This is a genomic window from Rhizobium sp. GW821-FHT14E12 (assembly GCF_058803745.1).
In genome coordinates this window covers 1-17,859 of sequence record NZ_JBXAPH010000017.1, presented here as the reverse complement: position 1 = coordinate 17,859, position 17,859 = coordinate 1, and the positions used below count along the sequence as shown (strand labels likewise).

At 59.0% G+C, this 17,859-nt stretch carries 19 protein-coding genes; 7 read left to right on the top strand and 12 right to left on the bottom strand.

Annotation, left to right across the window (positions count from 1 at the left end; translation table 11 throughout):
- Positions 1-26: 26 nt before the first annotated feature.
- A complete protein-coding gene (locus AC1RO0_RS30235) occupies positions 27-1,253 on the bottom strand; it encodes a Hint domain-containing protein (RefSeq protein ID WP_498596216.1) in 1,227 nt (408 codons plus the stop codon).
- A gap of 827 nt (positions 1,254-2,080) precedes the next feature.
- Here AC1RO0_RS30235 and AC1RO0_RS30230 point away from each other — a divergent pair.
- Positions 2,081-3,475 (top strand): tyrosine-type recombinase/integrase, encoded by a 1,395-nt coding sequence (locus AC1RO0_RS30230; protein ID WP_498596215.1) that lies wholly within the window; start codon positions 2,081-2,083, stop codon positions 3,473-3,475.
- A gap of 465 nt (positions 3,476-3,940) precedes the next feature.
- On the opposite strand, the gene AC1RO0_RS30225 is transcribed toward AC1RO0_RS30230, so the two are convergent.
- The 11 genes from AC1RO0_RS30225 to AC1RO0_RS30175 form a co-directional block, all read right to left on the bottom strand.
- Positions 3,941-4,312, bottom strand: a complete 372-nt coding sequence (locus tag AC1RO0_RS30225) for a hypothetical protein (RefSeq protein WP_498596214.1) — start codon at positions 4,310-4,312, stop codon at positions 3,941-3,943.
- A gap of 134 nt (positions 4,313-4,446) precedes the next feature.
- Positions 4,447-5,646 (bottom strand): MFS transporter, encoded by a 1,200-nt coding sequence (locus AC1RO0_RS30220; RefSeq protein WP_498596213.1) that lies wholly within the window; start codon positions 5,644-5,646, stop codon positions 4,447-4,449.
- Positions 5,647-5,747: 101 nt separating this feature from the next.
- Positions 5,748-6,143 carry a DUF1330 domain-containing protein gene (locus AC1RO0_RS30215; protein WP_498596212.1) on the bottom strand — a complete coding sequence of 132 codons (396 nt, stop codon included), beginning with the start codon at positions 6,141-6,143 and terminating at the stop codon, positions 5,748-5,750.
- A 49-nt stretch (positions 6,144-6,192) separates the two neighbouring features.
- A complete protein-coding gene (locus tag AC1RO0_RS30210) occupies positions 6,193-6,546 on the bottom strand; it encodes a putative quinol monooxygenase (RefSeq protein WP_498596248.1) in 354 nt (117 codons plus the stop codon).
- Positions 6,547-6,603: 57 nt separating this feature from the next.
- Positions 6,604-7,320, bottom strand: a complete 717-nt coding sequence (locus AC1RO0_RS30205; RefSeq protein WP_498596211.1) for a carboxymuconolactone decarboxylase family protein — start codon at positions 7,318-7,320, stop codon at positions 6,604-6,606.
- A gap of 16 nt (positions 7,321-7,336) precedes the next feature.
- Complete coding sequence (locus AC1RO0_RS30200) at positions 7,337-7,711, bottom strand: DUF2255 family protein (RefSeq protein WP_498596210.1); 375 nt, start codon at positions 7,709-7,711, stop codon at positions 7,337-7,339.
- A gap of 142 nt (positions 7,712-7,853) precedes the next feature.
- Positions 7,854-8,855 carry an amidohydrolase family protein gene (locus tag AC1RO0_RS30195; protein WP_498596209.1) on the bottom strand — a complete coding sequence of 334 codons (1,002 nt, stop codon included), beginning with the start codon at positions 8,853-8,855 and terminating at the stop codon, positions 7,854-7,856.
- Between the two features lie 98 nt (positions 8,856-8,953).
- Positions 8,954-9,643: a type 1 glutamine amidotransferase domain-containing protein gene (locus AC1RO0_RS30190; protein WP_498596208.1), complete on the bottom strand. Its 690-nt coding sequence runs from the start codon at positions 9,641-9,643 to the stop codon at positions 8,954-8,956.
- 13 nt (positions 9,644-9,656) lie between these two features.
- On the bottom strand, positions 9,657-10,706 hold the full coding sequence (locus AC1RO0_RS30185; protein ID WP_498596207.1) for an NAD(P)-dependent alcohol dehydrogenase: 1,050 nt from the start codon (positions 10,704-10,706) through the stop codon (positions 9,657-9,659).
- An 89-nt stretch (positions 10,707-10,795) separates the two neighbouring features.
- Complete coding sequence (locus AC1RO0_RS30180; protein WP_065663738.1) at positions 10,796-11,092, bottom strand: YciI family protein; 297 nt, start codon at positions 11,090-11,092, stop codon at positions 10,796-10,798.
- 19 nt (positions 11,093-11,111) lie between these two features.
- Positions 11,112-11,690 carry a flavodoxin family protein gene (locus AC1RO0_RS30175; protein WP_498596206.1) on the bottom strand — a complete coding sequence of 193 codons (579 nt, stop codon included), beginning with the start codon at positions 11,688-11,690 and terminating at the stop codon, positions 11,112-11,114.
- Between the two features lie 165 nt (positions 11,691-11,855).
- Here AC1RO0_RS30175 and AC1RO0_RS30170 point away from each other — a divergent pair, with 165 nt between their 5' ends.
- The 6 genes from AC1RO0_RS30170 (at position 11,856) to AC1RO0_RS30145 (ending at position 17,768) form a co-directional block, all read left to right on the top strand.
- Positions 11,856-12,773: a LysR family transcriptional regulator gene (locus AC1RO0_RS30170; protein ID WP_498596205.1), complete on the top strand. Its 918-nt coding sequence runs from the start codon at positions 11,856-11,858 to the stop codon at positions 12,771-12,773.
- Positions 12,774-13,141: 368 nt separating this feature from the next.
- A complete protein-coding gene (locus AC1RO0_RS30165) occupies positions 13,142-13,882 on the top strand; it encodes an SDR family oxidoreductase (protein ID WP_498596204.1) in 741 nt (246 codons plus the stop codon).
- A 267-nt stretch (positions 13,883-14,149) separates the two neighbouring features.
- The gene (locus AC1RO0_RS30160) at positions 14,150-15,055 is read left to right on the top strand and encodes an NADP-dependent oxidoreductase (RefSeq protein ID WP_498596203.1); all 906 of its coding nucleotides are present in this window, start codon (positions 14,150-14,152) and stop codon (positions 15,053-15,055) included.
- Positions 15,056-15,199: 144 nt separating this feature from the next.
- Positions 15,200-15,568 (top strand): antibiotic biosynthesis monooxygenase family protein, encoded by a 369-nt coding sequence (locus AC1RO0_RS30155; protein WP_498596202.1) that lies wholly within the window; start codon positions 15,200-15,202, stop codon positions 15,566-15,568.
- Between the two features lie 560 nt (positions 15,569-16,128).
- A complete protein-coding gene (locus AC1RO0_RS30150; protein ID WP_498596201.1) occupies positions 16,129-17,061 on the top strand; it encodes an NAD(P)-dependent alcohol dehydrogenase in 933 nt (310 codons plus the stop codon).
- A gap of 2 nt (positions 17,062-17,063) precedes the next feature.
- Positions 17,064-17,768, top strand: a complete 705-nt coding sequence (locus tag AC1RO0_RS30145) for a helix-turn-helix transcriptional regulator (protein ID WP_498596200.1) — start codon at positions 17,064-17,066, stop codon at positions 17,766-17,768.
- Positions 17,769-17,859 lie beyond the last annotated feature (91 nt).

Here is a 17,859-nt window from a genome sequence, read left to right as displayed (position 1 = left end):
CGGCAGAGGAAGGCGGGCACCCAAGGTCATGCAGCTTTATTTTCCTGTTTTGGTCGGAGCGTTTCGGCGCGGCAGGCGAGGCGTTCCCTGATTGCCTCGACGATCAAGCCACCATCAACGAACGGCCGGGCATATCGGGTCAAGCTCTCGGCGACGCGCTGAGGATCAACTCCGCCGAGCCGTCCATACGCGCGGCCAAAGAAAGCCCCATTGCCGGCGTCCATGTAGCTCTCGCAGGGCATCCCCTCGGCGAGCAGCACATCATGGCTCTCAAGCTCCACATGCCAATAGGTCACCTCTGGAACCTCGACCCAGTCGATGGTCGATCCATTGACCAGCTGGCCGACGGGTACGAATATCTCGCCGGCCATGTCGACGCAAACCGCGTGGCCGGAGGAGAGGAACAGGTCGCGGACGGGAAGGTTATCGCCGAACGCGCCGGCCATGACCCGCACCGGCCAGACCGCTGGCGCCGGACGCTCGATCCGGCTGTGGCCGATCCAGACGATGGGGCGTTTTTCGCCGGAGGATGTCACGGCCAGGTCACCGATCCGGAGGTCCTCCACCGCTATCTCGCCGCGCCTCGTTCGGATGCGCGTGCCGGAGACAAAACAGGGCACCTGGTTGGTGGTAATGGTGTTGCCCGAGATCACGAAGTCGGCGGTGTTCACGCTCGGATCGAAGTTGATCGTGAATGTTCCGGCCGTTGTGTTGAACACGGCGGTATTGCCGACGATATCGACCGAATTCACCGTGCCGGTGCCGCTATAGGAGATGATGTCGCCGGCGTTGAAGTCCGTGATAGTGCCGTTGAAGGGCTGCGAGAACATGAACGTGCCATTATCCGTCGCACCGAGATCGACGGTAAGGCCCGAGGCGTCGGCGCCTCCCACGAACTGGCCGCCATTCCACTGGAATGTTCCGTAGTTGGAAAGGATGATGGTCCCGCTGGCCGAAGTGAGGAAACCACCGGCGATCAGCGCGCCGCCGTTAACGGTGATCGGGCCGATCGCCGAGAGCGTGTTGGGAACCATATTGAGGTGGGCCGCGCCGATTTCGAGTACGCCCTCGATCGTCATGCTGCCCCCGGCGTTCACCGTAAGGGCGGAAGCTCCCACAAAGTCGATGGAGCTGACGTCGACCGAGCCGCTGTTGACCGTGGCGGTGTCTACCGCCCCCGGCGTCCCATTGGGCGACCAGTCGCCGGCGGTGCTCCAGTCGCCGTTGGTCCCATTCCAGGTGTAATTCGTCATTCTCCCCTCCTGAGCGGCTCCACCGCTCTCGTAACCCTTGGTTGCAAGATTCCTGCAGCCAGTGCGCCAAGGTGAAATACGTCGACACTCAAAAGTAATATTTCCACGAAAGGTCGAGCGACTACGTAAGTAACTGCATCGTAGATTGAATCTGGCTAGCGGCTTGGCGGAGAGTACTTATACGACGTCCCCTGAATTGTATCCGGTGGGCCGGCTACAGTCGGTGGATTGCGATCGCTGATGTAAGTATAGATGGCCATGATTGCACTTTGTTCCGCTACAAAGCTACTTGCCGTTGGCTACGCGTAACCTATCCCATGCCCTTGTTCAAGCACATATATATTGCATATCTAAAATAATGCCCGCCTAATAACCGTAACGTTTCGGGCTGATGGGCGAGGCCGAGTGTGTCCACCCGTCCAGGCTATCGTCGCCAGAGCGACTGCTGCTGGTATCCGGGCGCAGTATTTGAATCCAGCTTCGTTAAGCGCGAAAGACAGACGCAAATAACACCAAGGCGGTCCAACGGGCCGCCTTGTTTTTTGACGCAACGATTTCCGACAGGAAGGCAAGCGTTCAGCGTCTGCCTGAAGATTTGGTGCGGACGACGAGGATCGAATCCGTACGGATCACTCCGAGGGATTTTAAGAGCTCCAAGATCGGCTATCCTTTGTTTATCCGGGGGTATTCGATTTCCCGATAACCGTATGTTAATACTAGATTTTTTCGGATATCGATCCATCCATGCCTAACCGGATGTACGCCACGGTTGGTTTTCTCGATGCACCTATTCTGCATTTGAAATCCAGCCTCAACGGAGGTTAGAAATGGTTAAAGTCAAGATCACAAAGACGGCTGTGGACGTCGCCACTCCCAAGGAGCGCGATTACGATCTCCGGGATACCGTCATACCGGGGTTTCTCGTGAAGGTCACGCCGGCCGGTCGAAAAGTCTTCATGATTGCCTATGTTGCCCACAACGGTCAGCGTCGGAGGCCGGCTATCGGCCGTTATGGGGAGATCACCGTCGAGCAGGCGCGAGGGATTGCCCAGGATTGGCTTGCGAAGGTGCGGAGCGGAGTTGATCCCAGTGCCGCGCGGATGGCTATGCATCAAGCGCCGACGGTGAAGGAGCTCTTCGACCGCTTCATGACTGATTATTCTGAAAGCCGGAACAAGCCTTCGACGGTCGTGTCGAACCGGCTCCGTGGCAAACGTCACGTTCTCCCGGTGCTTGGACATATGAAAGTACCCGAGGTGACACGCGCCGATATAGCAAACCTGATGAAGAAAATGTCGAAATCGCCGGTGAACGCTAACCGCGTCCTCGCAGTTGTGCGGAAAATGTTCAACATGGCCGAGGTACGGGGGATGCGGCCGGACGGTTCCAACCCTTGCCGGCACATTCCGAAGTACCCGGAACGCGGCAAAACTCGCCTCATCACCGATGCGGAAATGCGCAGGCTTTTCGAATATCTCGACCGTGCTGAAATTGACGGACTAGAACATCCGTTCATCCTCTTCGCGATCAGGCTTCAGTTCGAGTTCGCCGCGCGCATGTCGGAGATTATTGAGCTCGAATGGGCGTGGGTTGATTTTGACAACCGTCGTGTCGTCTGGCCGGACAGCAAGACCGGCGGTATGTCCAAACCGATGAGCGCGGAGGCACTACGGCTCTTCGAGCGCATGCCGCTATTGGAGGATTCACCCTTCGTCTGCCCGTCCGTGTTTGACCCGAAAACGCCGATGTCGTCCCACACCTATTATCAGAGCTGGCGACGCATCCTGAAGCGTGCTGGGGTTCCCCATATTGGCACGCACGGCATTCGCCACCGGTCCGCGACAGATATCGCCAACTCCGGTGTGCCCGTGAAAATTGCTACGGCACTCACCGCCCACAAGACGGTGACGATGTTCATGCGCTACGTCCACGTCGAGGACGATCCCGTCCGAGCGGCGGCGGAAGCCGTGACGCAACACCGGTTGAATGTGATCGGCGCCGACCGCCAGCCCCCAGCGCCGCCACCACCCGTTCTCGAGCCGCCGTCCGTGGCTCCATCGGTCGAACCCGTACCCGTAGAGTTGGGCCTGGAAGGCAAACCGCTCGGCTTCGAGGACGGGAAATATGTGTCCCGGACGCGCCTCGGCAACTATCGCCCCTTCCGTCACCGCAGTGGTGCGAACCGCACGGTGCCTCCTGGTAGCACGCGGGCCGATGGTTAAAGAGGCAGGCCATGCGTGGGGACGCCAACGTCCAACACCGCCGGCCGACGCCGAACATCCTGCCGCACGCTCAATTCGTCGATGTTGCTGGTCTTATTTTGTTCGTCGATACCGAGGCCGTCACCCGATGTCTTGCGCTGGAGGCTCACACACTCGAATGCCAATGCTCACTCAGCCGTAGCCCAAGCTACCACAAATTCGGCAAGTTAGCTCACTGACCCCTTATGCTAAAGGGTGATAAGGTTGAGAGCTTTCCTAAGTAAAATTGACAGAATCAGGTTCAAATCCTGCCCCCGCAACCAATCTTTCCCCTCCAAGATCACTATCGCTCGCGCGAAAACTGCATCCCAATAAAGTCCCTTCCCGGGGCTTTTTGCGTTTTAAACCCCTAGATACCCAAAGGCCAGATAGACCAAAAGCCGTAGAGCACAACAGTGATCCGCAGGCCGTCCAGAGGGCCGTCTCCTAAAGAAAAAAACGCCACGAATAATCCATGAACGCCGAAGCGGCTAAGCCGGAAACCGAAACCAGATACATAAAAGCCCGCCGCGTGCGGGCTTCTTGGCGTAGTGGGTAACGGGTCGAGTGGACTGGACTGGACTGGGGACTGCAGCTCTCGCCATCGGCGTTGGTGGCCGAGCCCGGACTGTCCATGCCACCAAACTCAGCGGTCTTGCGATCGATCTCGGATGCGGCCGTGGCCACAATATCGATACCGGGCAGGGAGCCTGCAATCTGCTCGGCTTCCACCCATCCGGAACCGATACCCGCGGCCTGGTTCGAAGGCATGCTGACGATGCTGATGGCCGGGCGGGCAGCCGAGGCTCTTGTGCTCAAGCGTGTATCGATCTGCAAGATCGCAGGGATGTGTTCAACGCTCTGATCAGAGCGTCGTTCGATGCCCACGCGCTCAATGCGGCAGTGGAGACCGTGTGTAAGGGAGGGCGGGGAGCTGACCCGGCCGTGGCTGCTCAACCAATGACGAGCGACCTGCTCTGGATCACCCAGACGACCATCGCCAACGCAATCAGGACCCCGCCGCCCGTGACGACAGCGACCCAGCCGCCGCGTTCCCATAGGACGCCTGCCATCATCGAGCCCACCGCGCCGCCGATGAAGTTACAGGCGACGAAGGCCGTGTTCAGGCGGCTGCGCGCGCCAGGATCGACCGCGAACAGTCTTGATTGATTGAGAACGTTTGTGGCCTGAATCGCGACGTCCAGCAGCAGGACAGCGGCCAGGACAGGAAGGATGTGCGTTGAACCAAAGCCCGCAATCACGAGAGAGATCAGCGCCAGAGCAAGCGCGGCGCCCGTACCTTCGACCGACCAGCCCCGGTCATGCAGCCAGCCGGCACGGCGGGCTGCAAGCGCGCCCGCAAGACCGACAAGGCCGACCAGACCAATCTGACTGACGGAGTAGCCGAAAGGCGGTGAACTGAGAAGGAAGGTCAGCCCGGTCCAGAATAATGTGAAGACGGCAAATGCGCAGGCACCGATGAAGAGCGTAATTTGCACAGGCCGATGTTGACGCACGACTGTGAAGACTGATGCTAATAATTTGCCATAGGAAACGGCAGGCCTCGGCTTCTCCGCCGGCAGAGCCCGCGCGAGAAGGATCGCAAGCAGAAGGATGAACAGGGCTGCCGCAACGTAGATCGCCCGCCAACCGAAGGCATGCGCGAGAAAGCCGCTGATCGTGCGTGACAGCAGGATACCGGTGATCAGCCCCGAGACGATTGTTCCGACCACGCGGCCGCGCTGGTCAGGCTCGGCAAGATCGCCGGCGAGAGGTGTGAGAAGTTGTCCAGCGACCGTCGTCAATCCAACGGCTGCAAGCGCGGCGAGCAGAGCCGCGAAACTCGGTGCGAGCGCGCACGCGATAAGCGCCACCGCAGAACAGATCATGATGGCCGGGATCAAGCGCCGCCTGTTCATCGTATCGCCGAGCGGGACGACGAGCAGAATGCCAAGCGCATAACCCATCTGTGTGACTGTAATCAGTGTGCCGGCGGCAGCGACCGAGACACCGAGCGATCCGGCGATATCGAACAGCAAGGGCTGGGCCCAATAGAGATTGCCGACCGCCGCGCCACCGGAAATCGCAAACAACAGTGTAAGCGCGGGCGACATTGCGGTGGACGCTGGAGTTTCAGAGTGCGCGCGCGACATGGTTCGTTCCTTGAACAGAAATCGAGGCGCGCCGACCTTGCTGGCTCACCTCGTGTTTTTCTCAGCAATTTTCGTTATCGACCTGCAATCAGGACCGGGTCTCAGCTTGCGGGACCTTCGACAATATAGACGCGCGACGTCGCCGATTTGTGCCGGATCGGTTTGAGTTTTTCATATTCGGGCGAGTTATACCAAGCCTTTGCCTTGTCCATGCTGTCAAAAGCGATCACCACCATGCGCCCTTTGAAACCCGCGCCTTCAAGGGAAACGATATCTCCGCCACCCCTGACAATGAAGCGCCCCCCGAATGGCTTGAATGTGGATTCCACCTGGGCGCTGTATGGCTTGATCCCCTCCGGATCAGTCACTTGGAACTCCGAGATGTAATAGGCAGGCTTCACGTCGGAAGCCGGCTCCTGAGCCCGGGGCGCGGACATCGTGAAAAAGACGGCTGCGCCAAGCGCAATCAAGAGCGTTGCAATGCGAACTTTCTTCATCTTGGGTTCCTTGCGCTTAAAGGGAGGTGGATCGGCGTTACTTTGGCTATCATGGCTGCTTCGCGCTGAGCTGGAAATTGTCCGTTTCGAACAGCTTCCGATCGAGGATCATGTCCTTGGTGGCGGCGACATAGGTCTTAAAGTGCGCAGAGTTGCGGTGGGCCTCGTAGGCAGCATTGTCGGCATACATTTCGAAGAAGCGAAGATGATTTGGCTTGCCCTTGATCGAAACGGCATAGAGCGCCAGCACTCCCGGCTCCACCCGGATCGACGTCTCCATCTCGACTTTGACGGCGGCCGAATAGGCGTCCATCTGGGCCGGATCGATTTCCAGTTCGGCGATGCGGACCACGGGAGTGCTCGTATCTTGAGCCTTTGCCGAATGGCCAGCCAGCGTCAGCATAACCACCGCAAAGACGACGAAAATCTGCTTGATATCCATGGAAGGTTCCTCAGCTGATCACGACCGGTTTGCAAAGACATCCTTGACGACCGGCATAGCTGAGAACACACATGGCCAGCCGCTATAAAAGGCGAGCTGCGTCAGGGCTTCGGACGCCTCTTCCTGCGTCAGGCCGTTATCCATAGCGCGGCCGAGGTGGTAGGTGATCTGGGCGGCCTGACCATTCGCGATAAGCGCCGCGACAGTGACGAGGCTGCGATCTCGCGGCGCTAGACCGGGACGGAGCCAGAGGTTTTTGAACAGGATCTCTGCGGTGTAGTGTACGACGCCGGGGGATACATCGCCGAAATTGGCCTGGACGCCAGTCGCGCGCTTTGTTTCCACCTCCTCGTTCAAGGGGAGAAGCTGCGGTGACGCATCCGGCAACTGATCGGCGCCGATGCCACGTTCGGTGAAAATATCCTTGATGATCTCGACAGCGAAGAAGGCGTTGGACCATCCGGCGTAGAAGGCGAGATGCGTCACGATCTCGGAGACCTCTGCAGCCGAGACGCCACTGTCGAGTGCCTTGTTGACGTAATGCGGCAAGCCGATCGTCTGGTTGCGCGCGACGAGTGCTGCCACGGTCACGATGCTCCGGTCTCTCGCCGACAGCCCGGAGCGGCTCCAGAGATCGCCGATGACCGTGTTCTGGGTATAGGCGGCCAAGGCCGGTGATACGCTGCGTAGATCGTCAAGCGTCAGTGCGGGATGGTTGTCGGTTGGTTTTGCCATGATGTTGATCCAGTCGTCACGGGTTTAGGGGTGTCACTTTGATCGTCGCTGCGCGGGCGCGCGCGCCGATCATCGGGTTGAGATAACGGCTCTTGGCGTATTTCGCGCGGTAGGCATCGTCGATACGGTCGTTGATTGGCCCTTCGACAGGCGCGAATTCGACGTCTTTGGTCATGCCGGCGACCGACACGCGGCCGGCCTTCTGTGCGACAGCGGCCTGGTACCAGCGAGATGCCTGCCCGTTGTATCCTCTTACATAGAGGGCACCATCGACAACCACCGACCAAATCCATGTCGGCGTGCCATAGGTGACGCCGTCTTCGCGAAACGGGGAGATATGCAGATCATCCGATAAGGAGACCTTGCCGAGCTCCTGATCTGACCAAGCCATGAGAAAATGCCTTCCGTTGATTTTAAGGATAGAGGCGGCCAATATCGACAGACATCACACCGGGTGTCGCCGATGGCTGGCACCGTCCCCCACGGAATGTTGAAGCCGAGGCCAGATGACATTCAGGCTTTTGCGGAGAGCCTCAAGGGGAAGGGGGGGCCGAGTTCGAAGCGCTGCCTACAGTCAAAGCCTCCCAATTCTGGTGCGCAAACTTCAGTCTTTCACCGTCGTCGAGAGAGAGCCCTTCGACGAACAGCCGGGCGTCGTTTCCTGGACGATATTGGTAGGGATAGTCAGTGGAGAACAAGATCCGATCGACGCCGACCGCATCAACGGCCTGGCGCAGATAGGCCTCATTATACATGCCGCTTGGGGTCAGATAGAGGTTGTTGCGCACGTAGTGAATGAAGGGATGCTTCAATCCCGACACGCGATCGAGCATCACAAGGCGCTCGAGATAAAAGATGACAAGCTCGCCCCAGTGGCCAAGGATCACCTGTAGGTTGGGATGCCGGTCGAAGACGCCGGCCAGAACGATGCGAACGAACTGCATGCCGGCTTCATAATGCCAACCAAGTCCGAACGTTGAAAGCGCGAGGTCGACCGGCGCGCCGAAGCCTGAATAATAGGCTTCGCGAACACTCGATTGAGGGATTTGGGGGTGAATGAGCAGCGGGACACCGAGTTCGGCGGCGACGGCAAATGTCGGCCCGAAGATCGGGTGATCCATGCCTTTTTCTCCAACCCGGCCATACAGAATGGCTCCTTTACACCCGAGGTGCTCTACGCTTCGCTGCAATTCCCTCGCAGCGGCATTGGCGTCCGCTGAAGGCAGCACAGACAGTGCCTGGAAGCGGGATGGATGGGTCGCGACGACCTCGGCGAGCATGTCGTTCGTACGACGCGCGAGATCGACGCCGTGATCACCGAGATTGTTGAGACCAGGCGTCGTGAGGGAGAGCACCTGCACATCGACCCCGGTCTCATTCATGAGCGCCAGGCGCTTTTCGCCAAGATCGGCAAGGCGTTCTTCGATCACGCCACGGTTCAGCGCTAAGGTTCCATCGTCGGCGCCAGGGGTCGTGTTCCAGGCGTTTTTCACGTCATTTGGCAGCACATGCTCTTCTATGGCGATAATCTTCATAGTCGGCTCCAATTACTTTCGACGCCATTTTTCTGGCGTGCGAGGTTGGGGCGGCGACAAGCGAGTAGTGCCGCCCCACTATTTGAAAACTCGGCCGATCAGCTTTTGGCCGCGAGCTTATCGACGATTGCCTTGCCGACGCCATGCGCCGATGCTGGATTTTGGCCCGTGATCAGGCGACCATCGGTGACGACATTCTCCGACCAGTTCGGCGCCGGCTGGTGTAGCGCGCCGCGGTCCTTGAGGGTTGATGCCAGCAGATAGGGTACAACCTTGTCGTATTTAACCTCCGCCTCCTCTGCATCGGTGAAGGCAGCAAGCTTCTTGCTGGCCACGAGATAGCTGCCGTCTGACAGCTTCGCGTTCACCAAGGCCGCCGGGCCGTGGCAAACCGCGGAAACGATGCCGCCGGCTTCCCATATTTCGCGGATGACCGTCTGCACCGCTTCGCTGTCGGCGAAGTCCCACATCGTGCCGTGGCCGCCGGCGAAGAACACCGCCGAATAGCGCGACGGATCGAGATCCTTCAGAATCAACGAGTCCGCCAGCGCGCTGCGGAAGTCCTTGTCCTTCCAGTAATGGGCGTTGGCCGCATCGGACAGATCGAAGAAGTCGATCGGCGGATGGCCGCCCCGGATCGAGGCTATCTCGTAAGGAATCCCCGCCTTGTCGAAGACGTCGAGCGGATGGGTCAGTTCGACCATCGCGAAGCCGGTCGGCTCGCCGCTGTCGCCGCGGATCGGGTGGCTAGTCACCACACACAGGATAGGCTTGATCGTGCTTGTCATGGATTCGGGTTCCTCAGGATTTAAGCGAGGCCATGTCGATGACGAAGCGATACTTCACATCGCTCTTCAACATGCGCTCATAGGCTTCATTGATCTTCTGGATGGGAATGATCTCTATGTCCGACACGATGCCGTGCGCTCCGCAGAAATCCAGCATCTGCTGGGTTTCGGGCACGCCGCCGATGAAGGAGCCCGAGATCGCCCGGCGGCCGCGCACGACACCCCCGGCATTGACCGGCGTACCGAGCGGACCGAGGTAGCCGACGAGGACAAGTACGCCTTCCAGCGCCAAGGTTGGCATGTAAGGATTGACGTCGTGATCATAGGGAACAGTGTCGATGATGACGTCGAAGCGGCCGGCAACGGCTTTCATCTGCTCCGCATCGCCCGACAACACGACATGGTCCGCGCCGAGGCGGAAGGCGTCCTCTTCCTTGCCGGCTGAGCGTGTGAACAAGGTGACACCGGCACCAAGAGCTTTGGCGAGCTTCAGGGCCATGTGACCGAGCCCGCCCAGGCCGATCACCGCGACCTTGCTATCCTTGCCGACGTTCCAGCGGTGCAGCGGCGACCAGGTGGTGATGCCTGCGCACAACAGCGGAGCGGCGCCCGCCGGATCGAGCCCGTCGGGCAACGACAACACGAATTTGTCGCGCACGACTATGGACTCCGAATAGCCGCCATAGGTAGTGCTGCCATCCTGCCGATCGCTGCCATTATAGGTGAAGGTCGGCCCCTCGACGCAGTCCTGCTCCCAGCCCTTGAGGCAGGGTTTGCAGTGCTGGCAGGAATCGACCATGCAGCCCACTCCGACCATGTCCCCTGTCTTGAAACGGGATACGTCGGCTCCGATTTCACGCACCCGGCCGATGATCTCGTGGCCCGGCACGATCGGGTAGGTTGTGAACCCAAAGTGGTTACGGGCCAGATGGACGTCCGTATGGCAGACGCCGCAATAGAGGATGTCGATGACGACGTCATCTGTCCGTGGCGCGCGCCCTTCGAAGGCGAAGCGCTCTAGCGGAGCAGTGGCCGATTGGGCGGCAAAGCCAAGTGCGTTCATGGTGGTTCTCCATTCATGCCTGTTCTGCAGGCGTGACTACCCAGGTCATGCCAAGGCAGCGTGACCTGGGCTAAAGGTGCGAGCTGGAATCAGACATTGCCGGGTGCGAAAAGGGGTTCCCAGTGGAAGGGGCCGAGCGGGATGACTTCCCAGCCGATGAGACCGGCCTTGGCGAGTGGGAAGTCGGCAAGCACCGCCTTGGCTGCCTCAACGGACTCAGCTTCCGCGATGATCGCGACTCCTGGACGGTCCTGTCGGAAATAAATGTCGCGGATGACGCCATCCTTGTACATCTTCCAGGAGTGCCGGACTTCATCCAACATGTGCGGCTGGTATTTCTCAAGGCTGGCGCCGGGCTGCGGAATATCAAGGCAAAGCAGTTTCATCTCAAGGATCCTTTTTGTGTTATGCGGATTGGGTGAGGGTAAATCGTCGCGTGATCTCGGCCACGCGACGGCCTAGATAGCGCGCGGTCCGAAGGTCGCACTCTGGCGGCGCTACATCCGGTGCCTGGTCAATGTTGGCGTGGGTCATCACCCCAAGCCAGCTCCCAAGTCGATTGAGGTCGTCCGGGCTCGATGTGCTGCTGTTGTTTCCTGGCATCAGGTCGAGACCGACCCAGATCATGCCGTGCTGGGCGGCGAACAGCGCCATGGAAACAAGCGAGTTCAGCTTGTCTCCATGCTGTGCGCCCGAATTGGTGAAGCCGGCGCTGATCTTGTTACGCCATTTGAGCTCAGTCCAGGCGGCCTTGGTGGACTCCTCGAAGAACTGCTTGAGCCGGGCGCTGATCATCCCATTGTAAGTCGGTGAGCCGAAGACGATCGCATCGCTCTTCTCAAGAGCTTCCCAATCGACCGGCCCGTCGGCGACGGCAATCAGCTCTGCCTGAACATTGTCCACGTCTCTGGCACCCTCGGCCACCGCCTGGGCAACACGCGCCGTGTGCCCGTATCCACTGTCAAATACGATCGAAACCAGCAATTGTCTGTCCTTCTTGGTGATGAAGGCCCGCGCTCCGACGGGATCGCCGTTTTTCGGGCCGTTGAAACTCGTTTACCGATACGGGTTTCTATCGTAGAATTGAGGTCGGCAGTGGCGATAGTTTTTCCGTTATATGCTTCCCCACATTCTACATCAGAGGCAGAAATGGTTGGTTCAAAGTCGGTTCGTGACAGATTTGACGGTATCGAAGTGTTCGTCGAGGCGGTCGAGGCCGGCGGTTTCGCCAAGGCGGCAGATCGGCTGTCGCTGACACGCTCGGCGGTCGGCAAGTCGATCGCGCGACTGGAGGAACGGCTCGGCGTCCGCCTTTTTCAACGGACGACGAAAATGCAATGCCTCACGGAAGACGGTCAGCAATATTATGAGCGGTGTCTGCGCGCCATTGAAGAACTGCGTGCAGGAGAAGCGATGCTGGAGACCGGCCGTCAGGAAGTCGCCGGTCGGCTTAGGGTGTCGGCTTCAGTCCTGTTCGGGCGCTATTGCGTCGCCCCCATCTTGCGGGCCTATGCTCGTCAACATCCCCGACTTGAACTCGAACTGAGTTTCAGCGACCGCCAGATCGACCTGATCGCCGATGGCTTTGATTTGGCGATACGGAACGGTGCGCTGGGTCATTCATCAGCCTTACGCGGACGCCGGTTGGGCAGCCAGCGCAAAGTCCTGTGTGCGTCGCCAAGCTATATTGCGACAAGAGGCGAGCCTCGTTCAATCAAGGACCTTACCAATCACGAGCTGCTGGCCTACTGGAGGGGCGATCATGGGCTGGCTTGGCAATTACCCGACCAAACGGGCACAATCATAGACGTTGCGGTAACCGCGCGACTGCGTTTCGACGATCTCGAGGTGATAGCGGATGCCGCCGTCGAAGGCATGGGCCTTTGCTGGCTGCCTTACTGGCTTCTTCGCGATCGGATAGGGCAGGGTGAGTTGGTAGAGCTTTGGGCAGATCGCCCGAGCGCATCAATGGAATTCTACGCTGTCTGGCCCGCAGCCCAGTATCTGCCGCTTCGCTCCAGGCTGGCGATCGACGTGCTTGCAGCAGAACTCCCCAAAAAGCTTTGAAGGATAGGACTGGATTGCGGGCCTTTGCCCCAGGCGCAGGCCAACATCGCCATGAAGCACAGACGCCGAGGCGTAACGGCCGGTCTGTGATGATCGGTTGGCACAAGCGGCGTGTCAAGAATGCGAGATATGTCACGGGAAACGGTAAACACGACCCAATTGTGCATTCCCGCAACGTCTGATAAAAAATTCTCGTCGAAAGAGTGCTGACCGGATGGTAGCCCGGTCGCCGTCTTAGTGGACGGCAACTCTTCCCCTCGAGGTATCCGCGACACCTGGACCGGCTTGCCGGTTGCAAAGGTGTGTCCGCCGATAACCCCAAGTCATAGTGGGCGCACCTTCTCAATTCGTTAGAAGGATGTACGACTTTGAAACTTACAGGAAACACAATACTCATCACTGGCGGCGCAACGGGCATCGGCTTCGCGCTCGCGCGGCGCTTTTCCGAGAACGGCAATCAGGTCATTGTCTGCGGCAGAAGCCAATCCGCGCTGGAGAAGGCGAAGACGGAAGTGCCAGCAATAGCGACGCACGTTTGCGACGTAGCCGACACAGATAGCCGCCGCGCGATGGTCGAATGGCTGAAAGCCGACTACCCGACCCTGAATGTGGTCATAAACAATGCAGGTATTCAGGCGCGGCGTGACTTCACCGCCGATCCGGAGATCGCGACGCTCGACCAGGAAATTGCGATCAATTTCACGGCCCCCATCCATCTGATCGCAGAGCTGTTACCCACATTGAGACAGCAGGGGCAGGGGTTTATCATCAACGTCAGCTCCGGTCTGGCCTTCTCGCCGATGGCGGATGTTCCTGTCTACTGCGCGACAAAGGCCGCGATACATTCCTTCACGCTCAGCCTGCGTCACCAATTAAAATCGACAGGCATTCGGGTGGTGGAAGTCGCACCACCAATTGTCGACACCGGGCTCGGTGGCAATACCCGCAGTGGAGGCACAGCCAATCAGATGATGGTGACCCCGGAAGAGTTTGCCATCGAGGCGCTCGCGCAGCTTGAAGCGGACAAGGACGAGGTGCTGGTCGGTGTTTCTGCCAAGACACGCGAGCTAGGCGAAGCCATGTTCGAGCGCATGAACAGCCGCGCCTAAGGCATTGCGGATTGCCGTGATCGTCGCGGCAGTCCTCTCAAGCTCTGCAAGAGTATGGTGCCAGAAACTGTCACGCAGATGTGCATAGTGGTTTTCGGCCAGAGCAAGATTCTCCATCAAGTTTGCCGGGTTTGCCGCGATCTCGACGCGAAGGATGCTGGTGCGCAGGTAGGCCACGCGACGGCTAGGAGAGTGCGCTAGTCGCACGATCAGAACTTAGCATCACAAGTGTCGGAGCGCCTGCCTAACTCCGAAAAAGGAAAGTATATGAAAGCCGTTAAATTCAACGAATATGGTGGCACCGATGTCCTGCGGGTCATCGAGGTGGAGGCGCCGCACGCAGGCCCCGGTCAGGTACGCATTGCGGTGCGGGCCGCAGGGGTCAATCCGATCGACTGGAAGCTGCGGGCAGGATATGTTCGCGACTTCATGCCGCTTACCTTTCCCGCCGGCGTTGGTTCCGAAGCTGCGGGCATCGTCGATGAGATCGGGGATGGCGTCTCGGGCGTCGCCATCGGTGATGCCGTTTTCGGTTACGGACAGAATACGGTAGCCGAACAGGCGGTATTGAGGGCCTGGGCACACATACCGGACAACATGCCGATCGAGGTGGCCGGTGGCCTACCGGTCATCGTTGAGACGGCCACGCGCATCCTCGATCACGTTAACCTTAAGGCCGGTGAGACGCTGTTGATAGCAGGTGCCGCCGGCGGGGTAGGAACCGCCGCCATCCAGCTTGCGCGCCACCGTGGCGCTATCGTGATCGGCACGGCGAGCGAGCTGAAGCATGATTACATCCGCGAGCTAGATGCTATCCCGACGACCTACGAACCTGGGATGGCCGCAAGGGTACGCGAACTGGCGCCGCAGGGCGTGGACGCGGCGCTCGACCTGGCCGGTGCCGGCGTCATCCCGGAGCTGGTGGAGATTGTCGGCGATCCCGCGCGCGTCGTTTCCATTTCCGACGTCACGGCCCCGCAACATGGCGCGACCTTCTCCGGGCGATCGGCCGATCACCCCGAGCACGCCTTTGCCGAGGCAGCGCGGTTGTATGGCGAAGGCGCATTTCATCTCCGCATCGAGCGGACCTTCCCGATCGAGCAAATCGCCCTGGCGCAGGAGGCTAGCGCTGCGGGGAGGGTGACCGGCAAGCTCGTCATCACAGTGGCCTGAGCCGATCTCCGGCCCGCACGATAGTTGCATCTGCGGGCCGGAGAACTCAGTTTTACTGGCCGCTTGCTGGCTACCGGTCGTTCGAGACGACGGAAAAAATGACAATTGCAACGAAAAACCCTCATTTTCTAAGGATCTAGAACCATGTCTAGCGTCGAGCCACTCGACCCGTCATTCCCGTTAACCCGCCAGATGGAAGTCGACGCGGCCCCCATCGTGTTGGTCAATCTCTGCACCATGGCGCCCGAAGACGAAGCAGCGTTCTTGGTCGCCTGGGCCGCTGATGCCGCCTTCATGAAGAGCCAGCCCGGCTTTATCTCGACGCAGCTCCACCGCGCGCTAGGAGACAGCCCAACCTACCTCAACTATGCGGTCTTTGAATCCGCAGCGTCGTGGCGCGCGGCCTTCAAGCATCCCGATTTTCGGGAGGCGACCAAGGCGCATCCGGCGTCGGCGGTCTTTCGTCCTCATCTCTTTCAGAAGGTCGCTGTCCCGAACCTGTGCACCGCGTAGCGGGGCAGCGATTTCTGAGTGCCCTGGTCAGAGATACGCAATCGCTCCCGACAAGGCGCTCATTGCCCACGGCAACGTAGAAAGCCTGTTGCGGCTTTGACGCAAGGCAGAGCCGCATCCTTGAATAGCACGACCGGCGACCGATTGCGGCAAATCCAACTGTCATTCCAAGTGGGCCAGCCGCATTAACTCGCGCTTGCCCAACCATGCGGCCAAGTCGAAGGGGCGTTGGTGAACTCGGCACTTATCTGTACTTCGTTGCAGCCGTCCATGCTGTTCCGGAGCTTTGCGTTGTCAAGGGCCGAAGCTGTGACCGCTTGATCTTGCGTTTGATCGTTCTGAAAGAATGGTGACAGAAACTGTCCCCATGCTGGTTTATGTACGTTTGCAATTGCAGAGAGAGACGTCGAACCCTCTCTCGTACAACGCCAGAAAGGATCTGAAAGTATGTCCAGACTTAAATCAATCGACGCTTCTTCAGTCGCTTGCAAGAAGGCGGCGCGACCTCGCCTCTTTGGCAAAGCAACCGTTTTCGAATTTGCTTGGCTTGAGGCACTCTGATGAAAAGAATTCAATATAGCAGGTATGGCGGCCCGGAGTTGATGCGGGTCGAGGATTTCGAGTTGCCCGCGGTCGGAAAAGGCGAGGTTGCCGTGCGGGTCAAGTTCGCGGCGATCAATCCTATCGACTGGAAGCTCCGCGCAGGCCAAATGAAGATCGTCACCGGCAGAACCTTTCCCCGCGCCATGGGAATGGACTTCTCAGGGATAGTCACTGCAATCGGCTCCGACGTCACGCGGTTTAAGATCGGCGACGCGGTATTCGGTCTTGCCAAGTTCAAGGAAAGTGGTGCGTTCGGACAAGCCGTGGTGACAAAAGATATGTTCCTGGCTCGAAAGCCGGATAATGTTTCTTTCGAGGATGCCGCATGCCTTGGCACACCCGGCGTCACGGCTTGGAACGGGCTTATCGACAAGGCAAAGCTGCGGCCTGGCCAGCACGTGTTTATCAACGGCTGCGCTGGCGCTGTCGGCGAAGCAGCCGTGCAGATCGCGCAGCTCTTTGGCGCCATCGTTTCGGGGAGTTGCAGTGCGCACGACATGGAGCGTGCCAGATCGCTTGGCGTAAAGACGGTCTATGACTATCGTACCACCGATCTGTCCAAGATTGCTGATCGCTTCGACGTCGTCTACGATACGGCGGCGACGCTGACACTTTCCGACGGAATGAGTATGCTGAGCAAGGGTGGCGTATTCCTGGATTTGAACCCTGGGCTCGGCAAGTTCATTCGCGCAGCCTTTGATCGCCGGCTAAAGCCCATCATTGGTTCTCCCCGGGCCGAAATCCTGGAAAAAGTTGCCGAAGCTGCGGGCGCAGGCAAGTTCAAAATCCCAATTGGAGAAATTGTTTCCCTGAGCAGCGCGATCCCACTCATTAGCGAGCTTGAGAGAGGTCGCAAACTTGGTGGCAAGGGCGTCATGGCAATGGAGTAGAAATGGCAAGAAGTCATCGACTGTTTGACCTGATGCAAGTACTACGCAGACATCGCGCGACGGTGTCGGGGCAAACGCTTGCCAACGAACTCGGCGTGTCTCTGCGCACCATACGCAGAGACGTCGCCACCCTGCAGGACATGGGCGCAGACATCGATGGTGAGGCAGGTGTCGGCTATATCTTGCAGCCCGGCTTCCTTCTCCCACCGCTGTCGTTTACGGACGAGGAAGTCCAGGCGCTCGTGATCGGCGCCCAGTGGGTTAGTCGCCAGACGGACGACTCGTTGGCCTTCGCCGTGAAGAACGCGCTGGCCAAGATCAATGCTGTTCTTCCGCCTGACATGCGATCGGCTCTCAACGAAGATATGATCTATGTAGGACATCCCCGGAAGGGCGCCGGTCCGCTGGATCTAAGCGAGATCCGCAGGTCACTGCGAGAGCAGCGCAAACTGCGCATCACGCTGTCTCTGAAACATGTCAACCTGGGAAAGGAAATCATCTGGCCCATCATGCTGGGGTTCATTGAATCAAAACGCTTTATCGCGGCCTGGTGCGAGCTGGACGAAAAGTTTCGTGTGATCGGATTGGAAGATATCGAAACTGCGGAGGTCCTGGCCGAGCGATATTCACGAAACCGCCGCCAGCTCGTAAAGGAATGGCGAGCGCAAGAGTTGAGGCCCTGTAACAGCGACGGCGAAGTTTGTTGAGCCTAATTTAGCGCGTAAGCATCCGGTGAAGGACGCAGGTCAGGCCGCTTGAGCATCTAGCGCCGTCGGCGTCCAGTTCCACGGAAGTAAT

Excerpts from the sequence above, each read along its gene's own strand:
- AC1RO0_RS30235 (WP_498596216.1), bottom strand. The coding sequence starts at position 1,253 with ATGACGAATTACACCTGGAATGGGACCAACGGCGACTGGAGCACCGCC.
- AC1RO0_RS30230 (WP_498596215.1), top strand. The coding sequence starts at position 2,081 with ATGGTTAAAGTCAAGATCACAAAGACGGCTGTGGACGTCGCCACTCCC.
- AC1RO0_RS30220 (WP_498596213.1), bottom strand. The coding sequence starts at position 5,646 with ATGTCGCGCGCGCACTCTGAAACTCCAGCGTCCACCGCAATGTCGCCC.
- AC1RO0_RS30215 (WP_498596212.1), bottom strand. The coding sequence starts at position 6,143 with ATGAAGAAAGTTCGCATTGCAACGCTCTTGATTGCGCTTGGCGCAGCC.
- AC1RO0_RS30210 (WP_498596248.1), bottom strand. The coding sequence starts at position 6,546 with ATGCTGACGCTGGCTGGCCATTCGGCAAAGGCTCAAGATACGAGCACT.
- AC1RO0_RS30205 (WP_498596211.1), bottom strand. The coding sequence starts at position 7,320 with ATGGCAAAACCAACCGACAACCATCCCGCACTGACGCTTGACGATCTA.
- AC1RO0_RS30200 (WP_498596210.1), bottom strand. The coding sequence starts at position 7,711 with ATGGCTTGGTCAGATCAGGAGCTCGGCAAGGTCTCCTTATCGGATGAT.
- AC1RO0_RS30195 (WP_498596209.1), bottom strand. The coding sequence starts at position 8,855 with ATGAAGATTATCGCCATAGAAGAGCATGTGCTGCCAAATGACGTGAAA.
- AC1RO0_RS30190 (WP_498596208.1), bottom strand. The coding sequence starts at position 9,643 with ATGACAAGCACGATCAAGCCTATCCTGTGTGTGGTGACTAGCCACCCG.
- AC1RO0_RS30185 (WP_498596207.1), bottom strand. The coding sequence starts at position 10,706 with ATGAACGCACTTGGCTTTGCCGCCCAATCGGCCACTGCTCCGCTAGAG.
- AC1RO0_RS30180 (WP_065663738.1), bottom strand. The coding sequence starts at position 11,092 with ATGAAACTGCTTTGCCTTGATATTCCGCAGCCCGGCGCCAGCCTTGAG.
- AC1RO0_RS30170 (WP_498596205.1), top strand. The coding sequence starts at position 11,856 with ATGGTTGGTTCAAAGTCGGTTCGTGACAGATTTGACGGTATCGAAGTG.
- AC1RO0_RS30160 (WP_498596203.1), top strand. The coding sequence starts at position 14,150 with ATGAAAGCCGTTAAATTCAACGAATATGGTGGCACCGATGTCCTGCGG.
- AC1RO0_RS30155 (WP_498596202.1), top strand. The coding sequence starts at position 15,200 with ATGTCTAGCGTCGAGCCACTCGACCCGTCATTCCCGTTAACCCGCCAG.
- AC1RO0_RS30150 (WP_498596201.1), top strand. The coding sequence starts at position 16,129 with ATGAAAAGAATTCAATATAGCAGGTATGGCGGCCCGGAGTTGATGCGG.
- AC1RO0_RS30145 (WP_498596200.1), top strand. The coding sequence starts at position 17,064 with ATGGCAAGAAGTCATCGACTGTTTGACCTGATGCAAGTACTACGCAGA.